General features: G+C 60.2%; 14 protein-coding genes. 6 read left to right on the top strand and 8 right to left on the bottom strand.

The window, feature by feature from the left end; all coding sequences use genetic code 11:
• Nucleotides 1–112: 112 nt before the first annotated feature.
• Nucleotides 113–1,549: an aminobutyraldehyde dehydrogenase gene (patD, locus tag DDA898_RS07490; protein WP_038910752.1), complete on the bottom strand. Its 1,437-nt coding sequence runs from the start codon at nucleotides 1,547–1,549 to the stop codon at nucleotides 113–115.
• A gap of 249 nt (nucleotides 1,550–1,798) precedes the next feature.
• Nucleotides 1,799–3,280, bottom strand: coding sequence for a MocR-like pyridoxine biosynthesis transcription factor PdxR (pdxR, locus tag DDA898_RS07485; RefSeq protein ID WP_038910751.1), 1,482 nt, complete (start codon nucleotides 3,278–3,280; stop codon nucleotides 1,799–1,801).
• A 189-nt stretch (nucleotides 3,281–3,469) separates the two neighbouring features.
• Between pdxR and DDA898_RS07480 the strand changes: the two genes are divergently transcribed.
• Nucleotides 3,470–4,099 (top strand): FMN-binding negative transcriptional regulator, encoded by a 630-nt coding sequence (locus DDA898_RS07480; protein ID WP_038910750.1) that lies wholly within the window; start codon nucleotides 3,470–3,472, stop codon nucleotides 4,097–4,099.
• A 714-nt stretch (nucleotides 4,100–4,813) separates the two neighbouring features.
• Nucleotides 4,814–6,154 (top strand): anaerobic C4-dicarboxylate transporter, encoded by a 1,341-nt coding sequence (locus DDA898_RS07475; protein ID WP_013317253.1) that lies wholly within the window; start codon nucleotides 4,814–4,816, stop codon nucleotides 6,152–6,154.
• 87 nt (nucleotides 6,155–6,241) lie between these two features.
• On the opposite strand, the gene cuyB is transcribed toward DDA898_RS07475, so the two are convergent.
• The 3 genes from cuyB to DDA898_RS07460 form a co-directional block, all read right to left on the bottom strand.
• Complete coding sequence (gene cuyB, locus DDA898_RS07470; protein WP_038910749.1) at nucleotides 6,242–6,970, bottom strand: cysteate racemase; 729 nt, start codon at nucleotides 6,968–6,970, stop codon at nucleotides 6,242–6,244.
• Nucleotides 6,970–7,983, bottom strand: a complete 1,014-nt coding sequence (cuyA, locus tag DDA898_RS07465) for a D-cysteate sulfo-lyase (protein ID WP_038910748.1) — start codon at nucleotides 7,981–7,983, stop codon at nucleotides 6,970–6,972. Before cuyA ends, cuyB begins: the two co-directional genes overlap by 1 nt.
• Before the next feature lie 179 nt (nucleotides 7,984–8,162).
• Nucleotides 8,163–9,185, bottom strand: a complete 1,023-nt coding sequence (locus DDA898_RS07460; protein WP_038910747.1) for a malate/lactate/ureidoglycolate dehydrogenase — start codon at nucleotides 9,183–9,185, stop codon at nucleotides 8,163–8,165.
• Nucleotides 9,186–9,540: 355 nt separating this feature from the next.
• Between DDA898_RS07460 and DDA898_RS07455 the strand changes: the two genes are divergently transcribed.
• Genes DDA898_RS07455 through DDA898_RS07440 form a run of 4 tightly spaced genes read left to right on the top strand, consistent with a single transcriptional unit; the run spans nucleotide 9,541 to nucleotide 13,418 of the window.
• Nucleotides 9,541–10,608, top strand: a complete 1,068-nt coding sequence (locus DDA898_RS07455) for an ABC transporter substrate-binding protein (RefSeq protein ID WP_236616713.1) — start codon at nucleotides 9,541–9,543, stop codon at nucleotides 10,606–10,608.
• A gap of 16 nt (nucleotides 10,609–10,624) precedes the next feature.
• Entirely contained in the window at nucleotides 10,625–11,482 is an 858-nt protein-coding gene (locus DDA898_RS07450; protein ID WP_038910746.1) for an ABC transporter ATP-binding protein, read from the top strand.
• Entirely contained in the window at nucleotides 11,442–12,308 is an 867-nt protein-coding gene (locus tag DDA898_RS07445) for an ABC transporter permease (RefSeq protein ID WP_038900804.1), read from the top strand. Before DDA898_RS07450 ends, DDA898_RS07445 begins: the two co-directional genes overlap by 41 nt.
• Before the next feature lie 33 nt (nucleotides 12,309–12,341).
• Entirely contained in the window at nucleotides 12,342–13,418 is a 1,077-nt protein-coding gene (locus DDA898_RS07440; RefSeq protein WP_038910745.1) for an iron-containing alcohol dehydrogenase family protein, read from the top strand.
• Nucleotides 13,419–13,558: 140 nt separating this feature from the next.
• Here the strand turns inward: DDA898_RS07440 and DDA898_RS07435 are convergent, their stop codons facing one another.
• The 3 genes from DDA898_RS07435 to DDA898_RS07425 form a co-directional block, all read right to left on the bottom strand.
• Nucleotides 13,559–14,566, bottom strand: coding sequence for an amidohydrolase family protein (locus DDA898_RS07435; RefSeq protein ID WP_038910744.1), 1,008 nt, complete (start codon nucleotides 14,564–14,566; stop codon nucleotides 13,559–13,561).
• Between the two features lie 101 nt (nucleotides 14,567–14,667).
• A complete protein-coding gene (locus DDA898_RS07430) occupies nucleotides 14,668–15,462 on the bottom strand; it encodes a carboxymuconolactone decarboxylase family protein (protein ID WP_038910743.1) in 795 nt (264 codons plus the stop codon).
• 132 nt (nucleotides 15,463–15,594) lie between these two features.
• Nucleotides 15,595–16,578, bottom strand: a complete 984-nt coding sequence (locus DDA898_RS07425; protein WP_038910742.1) for an aldo/keto reductase — start codon at nucleotides 16,576–16,578, stop codon at nucleotides 15,595–15,597.
• Between the last annotated feature and the right edge of the window lie 11 nt (nucleotides 16,579–16,589).

The raw sequence follows: 16,589 nt of genomic DNA, 5'->3' as shown, positions 1-16,589 counted from the left end.
AGCCTGATAAAGAGCAAAAAACGCTAAAAAAACAAGGCGGACGCACTACTACTGTGCAATCCGCCCCAGTGTTGGGCATTTTTTCACCACCTGCCCAGGTTTACCCAAGCCGTCAATGACGGATCATGACGTGCCGCACTACGGTGTAATCTTCCAGACCGTAGACAGACATGTCCTTGCCGTAGCCGGACAGCTTCTGGCCGCCGTGCGGCATCTCGCTCACCAGCATAAAGTGGGTATTGACCCAGGTGCAGCCGTATTCCAGACAGGCGGCGACGCGGTGCGCGCGGCCGATGTCGCGGGTCCACACCGAGGACGCCAGCCCATAATGTGAGTCGTTAGCCCACGCCACCACCTGCGCTTCATCGTCAAACGGCGTGATGGAGATAACCGGGCCAAACACTTCCCGCTGGACGATTTCATCCTCCTGCCGCGCATCCGCCAGCACCGTGGGCTGAAAATAGTAACCGCCGCCGGGCACCCGCTCCCCGCCGGTGATCAGCCGGATATGCGATTGCGCGCGGGCGCGATCGACAAAACCGGCGACCCGCTCCAGTTGCTCAGCGGTAATCAGCGGCCCCAGTTCGGTAGTGGGGTCGTCGGGCGCGCCGATCTTCAGGGTGGCGACCGCCTTGCCCAGCGCCTCCACCAGTTGTTCATACACCGGGCGCTGCACATACAGGCGGCAGGCGGCGGTGCAATCCTGCCCGGCGTTGTAGAAGCCGAAACTGCGAATACCGTCCACCACCTGATCCAGGTCGGCGTCGTCAAACACAATCACCGGAGCTTTGCCGCCCAACTCCATGTGGGTGCGTTTCACGCTGGCCGCCGCATTGCCGATGATATGCGAACCGGTGGCGATCGACCCGGTCAGCGATACCATGCGCACCCGCTCGTGGCCGGTCAGCGCATCGCCGATTTCTCGTCCCTGCCCGAACAGAATATTGACCACGCCCGGCGGGAACAGGTCGGCCAGCAGGCTGGCCAGATACAGCGTCGTCAGCGGCGTCTGCTCCGCCGGCTTCAGCACCGCGCAGTTCCCCGCCGCCAGCGCCGGGGCCAGCTTCCACGCTGCCATCATCAGCGGGTAATTCCAGGGAGCGATAGAGGCGACGACGCCGACCGGATCGCGGCGAATCATTGAGGTATGCCCTTCCAGATACTCGCCCGCCGCCGAACCGTTCAGGCAGCGCGCCGCCCCCGCGAAGAAGCGGAACACGTCCGCCACCGCCGGGATCTCGTCATTCAGCGCCGCGTGATAGGGCTTGCCGCAGTTCAGCGACTCCAGCCGGGCCAGCGTCTCGCCGTGCGCCTCGATAGCGTCCGCCAGTTTCAGCAGTAGCGTGGCGCGCGTTTTCGGCGTGGTCTGCCCCCAGTGGGCAAACGCGGCATCCGCCGCCATCACCGCGTCATCGACCTGCGCCAGGTCCGCCTGCGCAATCTCAATGATGGCTTCGCCGGTCGCCGGGTTGTATACCGTGTAAGGCGCCCCGTTGCCCGACACCCGTTTTCCGTCAATCAACATGTCAGTCAATATCTTGTCGTGCATAACCTGATCCCTCGAAGCGATAGCTATAGGCATACCTGTAGAGACTTATTTGCAAAATATCTGCCATTTTCACGGTGTTGAACCGCATTCGGATTCGCGAGTGAAAACCGCAGGCGTTCCTTATCAAGCGTAGCCGAGCCGTTAGCAAATGAGCGGACGGCCCTTGTGAGGGAAAGCACATCTATACTATTCCGTTCACAGCGATGCCTCAGTTCACAACGATGTCTCAGGTCACAACAATGTCTCCAATCACAACAATGTCATAAACGGCGTCAGTACCGTGCGCAACTGTCGAACAGCCTGTCGCAGCGCCTCGGGCGGAAACCCGCCGAACCCCAGCATCAGGCCCGAGCGACGCGTCGGGCCGGCATACATCGGCGAGAGCGCGCGCAACGCCAGCCCGGCGGCGTGGGCCGCACGCTCGACCGCCACATCCTCTACGCCATCGGGCAGCCACGCCACCAGATGCATGCCTTGATCGCCGGGTTCAAGCTGCAACCAGGGCGTTTCGTGCTGCAATGCCTCAATCAACACGTGACGCCGTTCGGCATAAACGGTGCGAATGCGACGAATATGCGCCTCGAAATACCCCTCTTGCATATACGCCGTCAGCACGTGCTGGTCAGCCAGCGGCGAAGCGCGCCCCATCAGTGCGCGGGCGCCGGCGAACGCCTCCGTCAGCGCCGCGGGCACCACCATATAACCGAGCCGCAACGACGGCGCCATCACCTTGCTGAACGTGCCCAGATACACCACCCGCCCGGGGTCCAGCCCTTGCATGGCGGGAAACGGATGCCCGACGTACCGCAGCTCGCTGTCGTAATCATCTTCCACAATCCAGCTATCGTGCTGCCTCGCCCACTCCAGCAGCGCCAGGCGGCGCCCCATGCTGAGCGGCATTCCGAGCGGATACTGATGAGACGGCGTAACAAACGCCGCCCGGGCATCGGCATAGCGGCGTGTCGCCAGTTCCACGTCCATGCCCTGCGTATCCACCGGTATGCGCCGCGTCTGCACGCCGCATTCGGTCAGCACCGCGATCAACCCGGCATAAGCCGGATCTTCCGCCCAGGCGCCGTCGCCGGGCGACAGCAGTACCCGCGCCGCCAGATACAGCCCCTGCTGGGTGCCTTCGGTCAGGATAATGTTGTCCGGCTCGGCGATCGCCGCCCGCGACTGGCGCAGATACGTGGCAATCGCCGCACGCAGCGAAAACAGCCCTCGGGGGTCGCTGTATCCGGCCAGCGCCGCCGCCTGACCGGCGCGTACCCGGTTGCCGAGGCATCGCCAGCGATCGTCCGGCGCCGCCTCCCCTTCCGGCACTGCCACTGAAAACGGTACTGCCGGTAACGGCGACAACGCGCGGGCGATGGCGGCATAACGCTGCGCCGAGGACGGCAACGACACCGGAGCCGGAGGCGCTGCCGACGATGCCGTCATGCTGACCGGCGCCATGAGGCCAAACGCGGAAGAGACCCAGGTGCCGGAGCCGCTGCGCGCGTCCAGATACCCCTCCGCCGCCAGTTGGTCGAACACATCCGCCACCGTCGAGCGCGCCAGCCCCAGCGATCGCGCCAGCGTTCGGGTTGAAGGAATACGTTCGCCCGCTTTTAATTCTCCGCGCTGAATGGCTTGCCGCAGCGCCAGAGCCAGCTGGCGCCCCACCGAGCCGGCGGCCCGGTCCAGCGCGCCGAGCGCAGGCAATTCGGTCAGGCAACGTGATCGTGGCATCAGCGCATTCCTTTTTATCTGTGATCGCATGGGATATCGCCACCGAATAGCGGCCTGTCAATTAATAGTGGCCTATCAATTAATAGTGGCCTGTCGATATTACGCCAAAGCGGCTCTTAATTGCAGACCGCTTTACCGCACAATGGTCGGGATGAATGATGTTATCCAGCCACAGAAGGAATGATCGCTATGCATTGTCCGCACGTATTTCGGGAAGAACGCCAGCCGATTCTGCACGCGTTGATGCGTGCCCATCCGCTCGCCATGCTGATTACCGCCGGCCCCGGCGGTCTGTCCGCCAACCTCGTCCCTTTTCTGTTAACCGATGACGGCGCATTCGGTACGTTACGCGCTCATCTGGCCCGTAATAATCCGCAGGTGGCTGAATTAAGGACCGTCGGCGAGGCGCTGGTGGTGTTTCAGGGGCCGGACAGCTACATCTCGCCAGACTGGTATCCATCGAAACAGGCACACGGCAAAGCGGTGCCGACCTGGAACTATGTGATGGTGCAGGCGCGCGGCGCGCCAATGGTGACTGACGACGCAGACTGGCTGCGCCGGCAGATCGACGCCTTGACCCACGCCCATGAGCACGAGCGCCCCCGGCCGTGGCAGGTGGACGATGCGCCCGCCGCGTTTATCGCCGCCCAGCTTAACGGTATCGTCGGGTTGGAAATCCCGATCGCGGCACTCGACGGTAAATGGAAAGTCAGCCAGAACAGAACGCCGGAAGATCGTCAGGGGGTGATTGATGGGTTACAACGTGAAAACGGCTGCCCGGCAATGGCGGAATGGGTTGGCGCCCGACGTGCAGAATGAGTGTTCGTCGGCAATGCCGTTTCACCTGGCTTTAGGTTAAACCTGTAATGATGCGCAGCGAGGTCTAATAGACAAAAATACACCATGACGGTTTTATTTTAATAACCAGACAAACTATTAACCGTTCCCCATCATATTCATTTTACCCATGAATGAAATAATGTGATGTCGCCGGTAGATTTATAAAATAACGCAGTCAGAACGACCGGGAATTATTATCATTTATTCCCGGCCATCGATACACGCGATTGACATTAAAAAAACAGCGCAGAAAGATAGAATTAAATTTATATAAGATGATTATAATCAATGACTTACTTTAAAGTTATATTATTGATTTATTTTTAAAACAGCGTTAACTTTCGCGCCGCTCACCCTATTGGGGCAAAAACGCAACTATAAAAAAACACCATCACAACAAAAACAAAACACTCATCAAAACAAAACGTTGAAGCAATAAAACCTATGAAACAAATTGACGACAATTCATCTTTATTAAGAATTATAAAATTAATCTTATAATTAATAAACTAAAAAAAATCAGGAGATTTTTATTCCTGCAACACGCCCCATTAATTCACCATCCAGGAAAGAAACAGAGAGAATAGTAGATTTAGATCAAGAAAAAACAGACGGAATAATCTCTATAGTACCTGTGACGACAGTAATCCAATCTCAATTAATTAACTCGTCATTCTGAGCAATGGGGAATCTATGGACTTTATCATTCAACTTATCATAGTCCTGATCTGCCTGTTTTACGGTGCGCGAAAAGGTGGTATCGCGCTCGGATTATTAGGGGGTATCGGACTCGTCATTCTGGTTTTCATTTTTAAACTAGAGCCTGGGAAACCGCCGGTGGACGTGATGCTGGTCATCATCTCCGTGGTGGCCGCCTCCGCCACGCTGCAAGCCTCCGGCGGGCTGGATGTGATGCTGCAGGTGGCGGAAAAAATGCTGCGACGCAACCCGAAATATGTGTCGATCATTGCGCCGTTCGTGACCTGTATACTGACCATTCTGTGTGGCACCGGCCACGTGGTGTACACCATCCTGCCGATTATTTACGACGTCGCCATCAAGAATAACATTCGCCCGGAACGGCCGATGGCCGCCAGTTCGATCGGCGCGCAGATGGGGATTATCGCCAGCCCGGTTTCGGTGGCGGTGGTGTCGCTGGTCGCCATGCTCGGCAAATTCACCTTCCACGGCAAACATCTTGAATTCCTGGACTTACTTGCAATCACGATTCCCTCTACCCTGTTGGGTATTCTGGCCATCGGGATTTTCAGTTGGTTCAGGGGTAAAGATCTGGACAAGGATCCGGAATTCCAGAAATTCATTTCCGTGCCGGAAAACCGCGAGTACGTCTACGGCGACACCGCCACCCTGCTGGACCGCAAACTGCCGCGCAGCAACTGGGTCGCCATGTGGATCTTCCTCGCCACCATCGCCGCGGTAGCGTTGCTGGGCGCGGTGGAAAGCCTGCGTCCGTCCTTCGGCGGCAAACCGCTGTCGATGGTGCTGGTGATTCAGATGTTCATGCTGCTGTCCGGCGCTATCATCATCATCGCCACCAAAACCAATCCGGGGTCGATTTCGAAAAACGAGGTATTCCGTTCCGGGATGATCGCGATTGTTGCGGTGTACGGCATCGCCTGGATGGCGGAAACCATGTTCGGCGCGCACCTGACGGAAATTAAGGAAACGCTGGGCACGCTGGTGAAAGAGTACCCGTGGGCGTATGCGCTGATCCTGCTGCTGGTGTCCAAGTTCGTGAACTCGCAGGCCGCCGCGCTGGCCGCCATTGTGCCGGTCGCGCTGGCGATCGGCGTTGACCCGGCGTACATCGTGGCGTCGGCACCGGCCTGTTATGGTTACTACATTCTGCCGACCTACCCGAGCGATCTGGCCGCTATCCAGTTCGACCGCTCCGGTACCACCCACATCGGCCGGTTTGTGATTAACCACAGCTTCATCCTGCCGGGCCTGATTGGCGTCAGCACCTCCTGCGTATTCGGCTGGGTGTTCGCCGCCATGTACGGGTATTACTGAGTTATCACGCTGCGCCGCAGCACGTCGGCGCAGCACATGTTCTCCCCCCAACCGCCCGTTCGGTCCCAGCCGTCGGGCGGTTTTTCGTTACCCGCCCGCCTGTTCCCGCCACAGCGCGACGCAGTGCCGGGCCAGCGCCTCAGTACTGTCGATACTGCGCGCCAGCCAGCGTGACTGCGTTGCCGCCAGTCCGGGAGCCACTTCAGTACAGGCCAGAATCAGGTGGGTGGCGCCGCGTGCAGCCAGCCGTTCCGCCAGTTGCCCGAACAGCGCGCCGCCCGCCGCCACGTCGCCGCGCTTGACGGCGTAACAGCCCGGCACAAACAGGTTATCCATCTCCTGTTCATCGGGCAGCACCGTCTCGATATCCAACGCCGCCAGCCGCCGTTGATACCAGCCCGCCGCCAGCGTGCCATGGGTGGCGATTAGCCCTACCCGGGGCGATGACGTGTCAGCCAGCGCGGCCTGCGCCTGTGCCAGCGTGACATCGGCGATATGCAGCACCGGCGCGCGGCTGGCCGCTTGCAGTTCATCAAACCAGTGATGCGCGGTATTGCAGGGAATAATCAGATGACTGATATCCAGCCGGTTGAGGCGCTCAACGCCATCCAGCAACGCCGGCAACGGCGATGCGCCAATCCCGGCCAGCGCCCGCTGACGATCCGGAATCTGCGGCACATTCCACACCGCGACCGGTACATGTTGCTGGTCGCGCTCGGCGGGCGTGGCGGCGATGATCTTCTGTAACAGGTCGACGGTGGCGAGCGGCCCCATGCCGCCCAGCACCCCGACCAGAAAACGCGCCGGCGACGGCATCACCAGCCTTCCTGCTGTTCGAACAGTTGGCGGTAACCAAACAGCCCGGCCGACCCGCCGGTATGAATAAACAGCACGTTTTCATCCTTGCCGAACCGCCCCTTGCGCGCCAGATCGATCAACCCGGCCAGCGCCTTGCCGGAATAGACCGGGTCCAGCAAAATGCCTTCCAGCTGCGCCGCCAGCGTCAGGGCCTCCAGCGTCCCGGCGGTGGGAATGCCGTATCCTTGCCCGACATAGTCACTGTTAACCTGGATAGCCTCGCGCGGCACCTCGCCCACCAGCCCCAGCTTCTGCCAGGTGCGCTGCGCCAGTTGCCAGACGTTTTCTTCCTGCTTCGCTTTCGGCGCACGCACGCTGATGCCCAGCACCGGAATACCGCTGTTGCTGGCGGTCAACCCGGCAACCAGCCCGGCCTGAGTGCCGGTGCTACCGGTGGCGTGTACGATATGGTCGATGCGCAGCCGCTGCTGGCTGGACTGATACAGCAACTCTTCAGCACAGGCGACGTATCCCAGCGCGCCGGTCGGGCTGGAGCCACCGCCGGGGATCACATAGGGGCGGTGTCCCTGCTCGCGTAACGTGGCGGCCAACACCTCCATCGCCTGCTGCATATCGGTGCCGGCCGGCAGGTGGTCAACAATGTCGCCGCCCAGCAGTTTGTCCAGCAACACGTTGCCGGAACGCTGGTAATCCACGCCGTAATCTTCAACCCGTTTTTCCAGCAGTACCTGGGTTTTTAACCCCAGTTTCGCCGCGGCGGCAATGGTTTGCCGTACATGGTTGGACTGGGTAGCGCCCTGGGTGATGATGACATCGGCCTCCTGCTGCAAGGCTTCCGCCAGCAGAAATTCGAGCTTGCGGGTTTTATTTCCGCCGGTCGCCAGCCCGGTGGCGTCGTCACGTTTGATATAAATCGTCGGGCCGCCGAGATAAGCCGATAAACGCGGCAGCGGTTCCAGCGGCGTAGGGAAATGGCCCAGCGATAAGCGGGGAAAACGGGCGAGATGCATATTTTTCTCCTCGGGGAATAATCAATGTGTTTTAGCCGTCGTTTTTTTCATCTTATTTCGCCCACGCTAATCAACGGACGAAGTAATAAAAACGTGTTGCAGAACACGCCATGAAATAAGACGTCGCGCAGTTAATCAGGGTAATAAAAATAACCGTGGCGTACTGACTGACAACCGGTTCAGGCCACTTGCCGCTCCAGTTCGGTTAATTGCCGCCAGCTGGTGTCGTCGACGAAAATACCGTTTGCCAGCCGTTGCTGATACGCCTGCTGTTCCGGGTCGCCGGGCAGCAGCAATCCGCCATCGGGGCGCGACTGGCGCACCCAGTCCAGCAAGGCGGGAATTTCCTGCTGATAGCTGGCCGCGCCGCCCAGCCGCTCCGGGTCGATCAGTATCGACAGCATGCTGTTGATGATCTGCTTACCCTGACCGGTGGCGGTGCGCTCGGTCGACCCGCCGGTCAGCGCCGCGCCAAGCAGCGAGCACACCAGCGCCAGCCCGGAACCTTTATGTTGACCGAACGCCAGCAACGCGCCGAATGGCTCTTCCATTAGCCAGCGCGGCTCCACCGCAGGCTGGCCCTGACTGTCGACAATCTGCCCCGGCGGCAGCTGTCGCCCTTCGTTCCAGGCAATGCGCGCCTTGTTGCCGGCAATCACGCTGGTAGCGAAATCGAGAATCACCGGCGAGCCGCCCGCCACCGGAACGCCGGCGCAGAACGGATTGGTGCCAAAACGCGGTTGCTGCCCCTGCCAGGGCATGACGATCGGGCGGGTATAGACGTTGGCGAAATGCAGCGACACCAGCCCGGCCTCGGCCGCCTGCTCCGCCCAGGCGCCGATGCGCCCGAGATGGTGTGCATCCGACAGGCTGATCACCGCCACGCCCTGCTGTTTCGCGCGCTCAATGCCCTGCGCGATCGCCTGCCGGGCCACCACCTGACCAAAGCCATGCTGCCCGGAAAACGCCAGCATCGGCCCGGCGTCCAGGGTCTGTTCCGCCCGCGCGTGCGGTGACAACCCGCCTTCGCGAATGGCGGCGATGTAACGCGGCAGCATGCTGACGCCGTGGGAATCGTGCCCTTTTAAGCTGGATTCCACCAGATTATCCGCCACTATCCCGGCAACCTCCGCATTCACCTCCGCGTCGGTCAGGCGTTCGCGCAGATAGCGACGTAAATAATCATGAGCAAAGACAGGCATACTCCGGGTCCCCGTAAATCAGAAAGGGGTTTACTATAATCCTCGCGGAAATCGGGGTAAGTGAATAATACGGGAAACGATAGCAACAATATTGCTTAACAGAATATCCACTCTGCTTATCAGGAATAACTATAAATAGAATTAAAATAACTTATTCCCAAATAAGCTTTGCCGTCAGGGATTATAAAAATAGCATGCGAAAGTTATCCCTTTCGAAATGAAACATGATTGCCGATTTTTATTAATTAAATAATTAACCGACTGCGAGACTATACCGATGGCGCCAGTGGAAACGCAATTTTTGAAAACCAATCGATTCGTGAAAACAGATCTATGTGTAAAAACAAATCAGTTCGTGAAAAAAAACCAATTCGCCAAAATAAACCGGACTGAAAGCACGTCTGGGCAGAATACCGCCTCCAGCCATGTCACACGCGGCTGGCTGCTCGCGCTGGTACTCGCTCTGGGCGCCTCGCCGCTGGCAGCACAGGCGGAAGGTAGCATCAGCATCGCCCAGCAGTTTGGCATCGGCTACCTGATTCTGGACGTGGTGCGTGACCAGCAGCTGATTGAAAAGCATGGCAAGCAACAAGGGCTGGAGATCAAGGTCGACTGGCGCACGCTGTCCGGCGCCACCGTCATCAACGAAGCATTGTTGTCCGGCGCGCTGGATGTCGCCTCCGCCGGCGTACCGCCGATGCTGACCCTGTGGGACCGCACGCTGGGCAAACAAAATGTGCGCGCCATCGCCTCGCTGGGCTCCATGCCGAATTACCTGCTGAGCAATAACCCGGCGGTGAAAACCCTGCGCGACCTGAGCGACCGCGACCGTATCGCCACCCCGGCCGCCGGCGTCGGTTTCCAGTCACGCACGCTGCAAATTGAAACCGCCAAACTGTTTGGAAATAGCGACTACAAACGCTTCGATACCATCACCGTCAGCCTGCCGCACCCGGACGCCAACGCCGCGCTGATCGCCGGCGGCTCGGAAATCACCACCCATTTCTCCAGCCCGCCGTTCCAGTATCAGGCGCTGGAGCACCCGAACGTGCACAAAATCCTGAGTTCCTATGACGTGCTGGGCGGTCCGGGCACCTTCAACGTGCTCTACACCACGCAGAAATTCCACGATGAAAACCCGAAAACCTACCGCGCCTTTTACGACGCGCTGAAGGAAGCGTCCGACATTATCAACGCCAACAAGGCCGCCGCCGCGGAAATCTATATCCGGGTGGAAAATTCGCGCCTGCCGCTGCCGCTGGTCAAACGCATCGTCGAAGACCCGGAGGTGAACTTCACCATCGTGCCGCAGCGAACCTCGGTATACGCCGAAAAACTGCACCAGCTCGGCGTACTGAAAAACAAGGCGGCATCATGGAAAGACTACTTCTTCACTGAAATCCACGATCAGCCGGGCAGTTAATATCCGGCTACAGGAGATGGCGATGTCCGCTCATCCATTGCATCCGCTGTTGCAGGTCAATGGCGTTGACCTGCGTTACCGCACCCATCGCGCGCAGATACAGGCGACCCATGACGTCAGCTTTGACGTGTTCCCGGCGGAACGCTTCGTTTTGCTGGGGCCGTCCGGCTGCGGCAAGTCCAGCCTGCTGAAAGCGATCGGCGGATTTCTGTCGCCGGCCGGCGGCAGTATCCGGTTGGAAAACCAACCGGTTACCCGCCCCGGACCGGACCGTATGATGGTGTTTCAGGAGTTCGACCAGTTGCCGCCGTGGAAAACCGTGCTGGAAAACACACTGTTCCCGCTGGTCGCCAGCGGCACGCTGCCACTATCCGAAGCGCGTGAACGGGCGCTGCATTTTCTCGATAAGGTCGGGCTGGCAAAATTCGCCGATGCCTACCCGCACACGCTGTCCGGCGGTATGAAACAGCGGGTGGCCATCGCCCGCGCGCTGGCGATGCAGCCGAAAATCCTGCTAATGGACGAGCCCTTCGCCGCGCTGGACGCCCTCACCCGCCGCAAGATGCAGGAAGAGTTGCTCACACTGTGGGAAGAGGTGCGCTTCACGTTGCTGTTCGTCACCCACTCGATTGAGGAAGCGCTGGTGGTCGGCAGCCGGATCCTGCTGTTATCGCCCCATCCCGGCCGGGTACGGGCGGAAATCAACAGCCATCAGTTTTCGCTGAACGATGCCGGCGGCGAGGCGTTCCAGCACACCGCGCAGCGCATCCACGATCTGTTATTCCCGCCGACGCCGGCCCCTCGCGGCGCGTTGGCTTCACACGAGGTTCCTCATGAATACGTTGCCCCCGGTCAGACCCGAGTATCAGCGTGAACTGACGCCGCTGCCGCCCGAGACGCTGGAAGCGCCGCTACCGTGGCTGACCCGGCTGGCGCAGCATACCGTGCTGCGGCGGTTGATACTGGTGCTGTTGCTGCTGGTGTTGTGGGAAGCCGCCGCCCGCTGGCAGAACAACGACCTGATGCTGCCCGGCTTTCTCCAGACGCTACAGGCATTCCAGCAGGATTGGCTGAGCGGCGAACTGCCGCAGAAAACAGCCGTGTCCCTCGGTACGCTGCTCAAAGGATACGTCATCGGCAGCGTGCTGGCGCTGTTGCTCAGTACGCTGGCGGTGTCGGTGCAACTGGGGCGCGACCTGCTGGCGCTGCTCACCGCGATGCTTAACCCGCTGCCCGCCATCGCCCTGCTGCCGCTGGCGCTGCTGTGGTTTGGACTCGGTGAAAAAAGCCTGGTTTTCGTGCTGGTGCATTCGGTAATGTGGCCGATGGCGCTCAACGCCTACAGCGGCTTTCTCGGCGTTTCCGACACCCTGCGCATGGCCGGGCGCAATTACGGCCTGACCGGCTGGCGCTATGTCGCCCGCATTCTGATCCCGGCGGCGCTGCCCGCCATTATTTCTGGTCTGAAAATCGGCTGGGCTTTCGCCTGGCGTACCTTGATCGCCGCTGAACTGGTGTTTGGCGCTTCCAGTGGCAAAGGCGGACTGGGGTGGTACATTTTTCAGAACCGCAATGAGCTGTATACCGACCGCGTGTTCGCCGGTCTGGCTTCGGTGATCCTGATCGGGTTATTGGTGGAAGGGCTGATTTTCGCCACGCTGGAACGCCTGACCGTCCGAAAATGGGGTATGCAGCGCTAGGCTGCGCAGAAAAAATCGACAGGAGAACAGAGCATGATCGCCATACAGGTCCCGGACACCTACCTTAATCAGGACGGCCTGCTCGCCCAAGTGGGCGATTATATCCAGCCGCTGGCGAAACGGGTGTTGATCATCACCAGCCCGACCGCCTGGCTGCACACCGCCGCCACGCTGGAGGCCAGCCTCAGGCAGCATGGTTTGTATTACCGGACGCTGTTTCTGGAAGGCTATTGCACCGAAGAGAGCATCGCGGCGCTGCGTGAACAGGCGCACATCGAACGCGCCGAACTGATTCTCGGCGTCGGCGGCGGAAAAGTGTTGGATACCGCCAAAGCAGTGGCCGACCAGTCCGACGCGTTGCCGATGATCGCCGTGCCGACCGTCGCCGCCACCTGCGCCGCCTGGTCGCCCATCAGCGTGCTCTATACCCGTGACGGCGCGCATCTGGGCCGGCTCAGTCTGAACCGTCTGCCGGCGTGGGTGCTGGTCGATAGTACGGTGATTGCCCGCGCGCCGGTACGCTATCTGAAAGCCGGTATTGTCGACGCGCTCGCCAAATGGTACGAATTTCTGCCTTACCTGCGGCACGGCGACGATGCTCTGTCGTTGCACATCAAAGCCCGTATCGCCCGGCTGGCGGTCGACATGTTTGATGCACACGGCGAGCAGGCGCTGGCGGATAACCAGCAGCAACGGGTAACGCCGGCGCTACGCCGGGTGATCGACGCGGTGATTGCGCTGGCCGGAATCGCCAACAGCGTCAAGGATGAACGCGCGCGACTGGGCGTTGCACACGCCATTCATAACAGTCTGACCCACCAACCGGAATCCAAACGCTGGTTGCACGGCGAAAAAGTCGGGTTGGGTCTGGCCGTGCAGGCGCAACTGGAAGCGCGCCACGGGTTCGACAATCAAGAGCTGCTGGCACAATTGCGCCGCTACGACAGCCCGTTAACCCCGCAAACGCTGGGCCTGACCGCCGAATCCCAGTGGGACGACATTGCCGCGCAGGTGACAATCCCAGCCGACGTCGCCGCCCGGCTGCCGTTCGCGGTGGATAGGGCGGCGCTGAGGCAAGCGCTGGCCGCTACGGCGCAGTCCAGAGCGTAGTCCACGCGGATTAACCCGTATGTCTGGCCCGCATCTCAATCGGCTTATGCGGATTACCGATTGGATTACGGGCGGCCCGGCGTACGGGCATCAGGATCGGGACCGCCATGATGGATTCCATATTGTTTCGGACGTCATTATTAACGCACCAGATCCGCTGGTTCATTCCCACCACCCCGCCGGGCGCAAAGCCGCTCCCAGTTTTGATGAGCAAGCCCGGCTTTGCTCGCCGGCTCCAGCGCCAGTTCGTTCAGGAAACGTCTCGCATCGCCTCCCGGCCGATACTGGTAGGGATAATCGGTCGAAAACAGAATGCGATCTGGCCCCACGGCATCGATCGCGCGCTGCAGGTAGTTTGCACTGAACATACCGCTGGCGGTCAGATAGAGGTTGTTACGAACATAGTCGAGCAATGGCTTCTGCAGTTTAGACACCCGATCCAGCATGGTCAGGCGCTCCAGATAGAAGATGACCACTTCCCCCCAGTGCCCCAAAATGACCTGAAGGTTGGGATGGCGATCAAACACCCCGGCCAATACCATCCGGACAAACTCGATGCCGGCTTCGTAATGCCAGCCCAGGCCAAAGGTAGCAAAAGCCAGGTCGACCGGCGGGGAAAACCCGCTGTAATAGGCCTGTTGCACCGACGGTTGCGGAATCTGCGGATGGATCAGTACAGGGACGTTGAGTTCGGCCGCGCAGGCAAACGTCGGTTCGAACAGTTCATCGTCCAGATGCTTATCCCCCACCCGGCCGTACAAAATGGCGCCTCTGGCGCCCAGTGCGGTGACAGCGCGGCGTAATTCGCTCGCCGCCGTTTCGGCATTGGCAAAAGGCAGCGCGGCAAGAAACTGGAAACGGCTCGGGTTGGCGCGAACAGCGCCCGCCAGCAGGTCATTGGCGCGTTGGGCCAGATCGACGCCGTGCTCCCCGAGATTGTTCAGGCCCGGCGTGGTTAGCGACAAGACCTGTACGTCGACGCCCGTCTCGTCCATCAATGCCAGCCGCTGCTCGCCAAGGTCGGCGAGGCGTTCATCGATGACCGCGGGATTGAGGGCCAGAGTCCCATCATCCGCACCGGTTATCGTCGTCCAGGCGTGCTTGATGTCGCCCGGCAGAACATGCTCTTCAATCGCCACGAGTTTCATCGTTGCATTCCCCTACTTCGGTTTAACGTCGCTCACCGTCCGGGCTGCGTGGGTCGCGCCGTGGTCCTCGGGTGAGATTGCGATGCGCTATATTCGCACGACTATTTCGCACGACTGCGCAGTACCTCCGCGACCACCGCCGATGCGGAAAACGCATTCGGCCAGCCGGCATAGAACGCCGCATGTGCCACGACTTCCCCCGCCGCTTCGGCGGTCAGGCCGTTATCCATGGCGCGGTTGAGATGATAGGCGATCTGTGCGCTCTGGCCCGATGCGATCAACGACGTGACGGTCACCAGACTGCGATCCCGCGCGGCAAGCCCGGGCCGCTGCCAGAGGTCGAGAAACAGCGGATCGGTCGTGAATTTCACCAATCCCGGCGAAACGGAGCCGATGCTGTTCTCGACGGTGGTAGCGCGCCGTTGCTCCGCCTCTTCATTGAGCGGCAGCAACGGCGGTGACGCCGGAGGAAGCTGCCCGGCGGTGACGCCTCGCGCCGCGAAGACATCCTTAGTGACGGCGATCGCCGACATCGCGTTCGGCCAACCGGCGTAGAAAGCCAGGTGGGTGATGATTTCGGAGATCTCAGCCGGGGTCACACCGTTATCGAGCGCCACACCAACATAGTGCCGGAGCTCGGCGGGTTGGTTGCGCGCAATCAGGGTGGCGACGGTGACGATACTGCGGTCGCGCGGCGACAGCTGCGGCCTTTGCCACAGGTCCGCCAGCACGTCTTCGCGGGCATAGCGGGCAAGCGCCGGGGATACGGATTGAATGTCGTTGATCGACAATGACGATACGCTTTCTGGCATGATGGTGCCTCCTGTTCTTTCTTTCGCCAACGCGGGTTCACTCAGCACGAGCGAGAGCGCGGCGGCCAATACGATACGTTTCATGGTGTCCCTCCCGATGCGATCTGTTCTTCAAGCCAACCGGCCTCAAGGCGCGAAAACAACCATCGTGCTACGGCCCGGAACTACACTCCTGAACTACATTCCTGAACTACAGTCTGGAACTACAACCTGGAACTACAGCCCAGAGCGGCGCAGGATGGCCTCCGGATAGCGGGCGCCCTGGATAACGATGTTGGCTTGCTGGATTTCATCAAGGTCGGCCCTGTCGAGCGTCAGGTGCAACGCGCCGATGTTCTCCTCAAAGCGTTCGAGCTTGCGCGTACCGAACAGAGGAACGATCCAGGGTTTTTGGGCCATCAGCCAGGCCAGAGCAACCTGCGCCGGCGTCGCCCCCCGCTTCTCCCCAATCTTGCGGATGAGATCGATCAGCTTCTGGTTGGCGACCCGCGCGTCTTCAGCAAAGCGGGGGGTTTCCGAGCGGATATCGGATGCATCGAACGTCGTATTGACGTCGATCTTGCCGGTCAGAAAGCCCTTTCCAAGTGGGCTGTAGGGCACCAGTCCGATGCCAAGCTCTTCAAGCGTCGGGATGATTTCCGCCTCGGGTTCACGGGTCCATAGCGAGTATTCGCTTTGCAGCGCCGCCAGCGGCTGCACCGCATGCGCCCGGCGGATCGACAACGCGCTGGCCTCGGACATGCCGAACCACCGGACTTTGCCCTCGGCGATCAGGTCCTGCACTGTCCCGGCCACGTCTTCCATCGGCACGTCGGGATCGACCCGATGCTGGTAGTACAAGTCGATATAGTCGGTCCGCAGGCGCCGTAGACTGCCCTCAATGGCGCGGCGGATCTGGTCGGGCTTGCTGTTGACCCCGCCCCGGTGTTCGCCGGTCGCTTGATCGATGTCCCAGCCGAACTTCGTCGCAATCTTGACCTTATCGCGCACCGGTGCGAGCGCTTCGCCCACCATCTCCTCGTTAGTCCAGGGGCCGTAGACCTCTGCGGTGTCGAAGAAGTCCATACCGTAGTCGACCGCAGTGCGGATGAGCGTCATCATCTCCGCCCGGTCGGGGAGTTCCCGCGCCTTGCCATAACCCATAGCACCGAGCGACAGGGCCGATACCTCAAGCCCCTGACCGAGTTTGCGTGTGATCATGCTGTGTCTCC

Source organism: Dickeya dadantii NCPPB 898 (assembly GCF_000406145.1).
Lineage (GTDB): Bacteria > Pseudomonadota > Gammaproteobacteria > Enterobacterales > Enterobacteriaceae > Dickeya > Dickeya dadantii.
The sequence above is the reverse complement of the archived record's forward strand: the minus strand, read 5'-3'. Positions and strand labels throughout refer to the sequence as shown.

Bases quoted from the DNA above. Each gene is read 5' to 3' on its own strand.
- DDA898_RS07435 (WP_038910744.1), bottom strand. From the start codon at position 14,566: ATGAAACTCGTGGCGATTGAAGAGCATGTTCTGCCGGGCGACATCAAG.
- DDA898_RS07425 (WP_038910742.1), bottom strand. From the start codon at position 16,578: ATGATCACACGCAAACTCGGTCAGGGGCTTGAGGTATCGGCCCTGTCG.
- cuyB (WP_038910749.1), bottom strand. From the start codon at position 6,970: ATGCCGTCGCCGGCGCGTTTTCTGGTCGGGGTGCTGGGCGGCATGGGG.
- pdxR (WP_038910751.1), bottom strand. From the start codon at position 3,280: ATGCCACGATCACGTTGCCTGACCGAATTGCCTGCGCTCGGCGCGCTG.
- DDA898_RS07440 (WP_038910745.1), top strand. From the start codon at position 12,342: ATGATCGCCATACAGGTCCCGGACACCTACCTTAATCAGGACGGCCTG.
- DDA898_RS07445 (WP_038900804.1), top strand. From the start codon at position 11,442: ATGAATACGTTGCCCCCGGTCAGACCCGAGTATCAGCGTGAACTGACG.
- patD (WP_038910752.1), bottom strand. From the start codon at position 1,549: ATGCACGACAAGATATTGACTGACATGTTGATTGACGGAAAACGGGTG.
- DDA898_RS07475 (WP_013317253.1), top strand. From the start codon at position 4,814: ATGGACTTTATCATTCAACTTATCATAGTCCTGATCTGCCTGTTTTAC.
- cuyA (WP_038910748.1), bottom strand. From the start codon at position 7,983: ATGCATCTCGCCCGTTTTCCCCGCTTATCGCTGGGCCATTTCCCTACG.
- DDA898_RS07460 (WP_038910747.1), bottom strand. From the start codon at position 9,185: ATGCCTGTCTTTGCTCATGATTATTTACGTCGCTATCTGCGCGAACGC.
- DDA898_RS07430 (WP_038910743.1), bottom strand. From the start codon at position 15,462: ATGAAACGTATCGTATTGGCCGCCGCGCTCTCGCTCGTGCTGAGTGAA.
- DDA898_RS07480 (WP_038910750.1), top strand. From the start codon at position 3,470: ATGCATTGTCCGCACGTATTTCGGGAAGAACGCCAGCCGATTCTGCAC.
- DDA898_RS07450 (WP_038910746.1), top strand. From the start codon at position 10,625: ATGGCGATGTCCGCTCATCCATTGCATCCGCTGTTGCAGGTCAATGGC.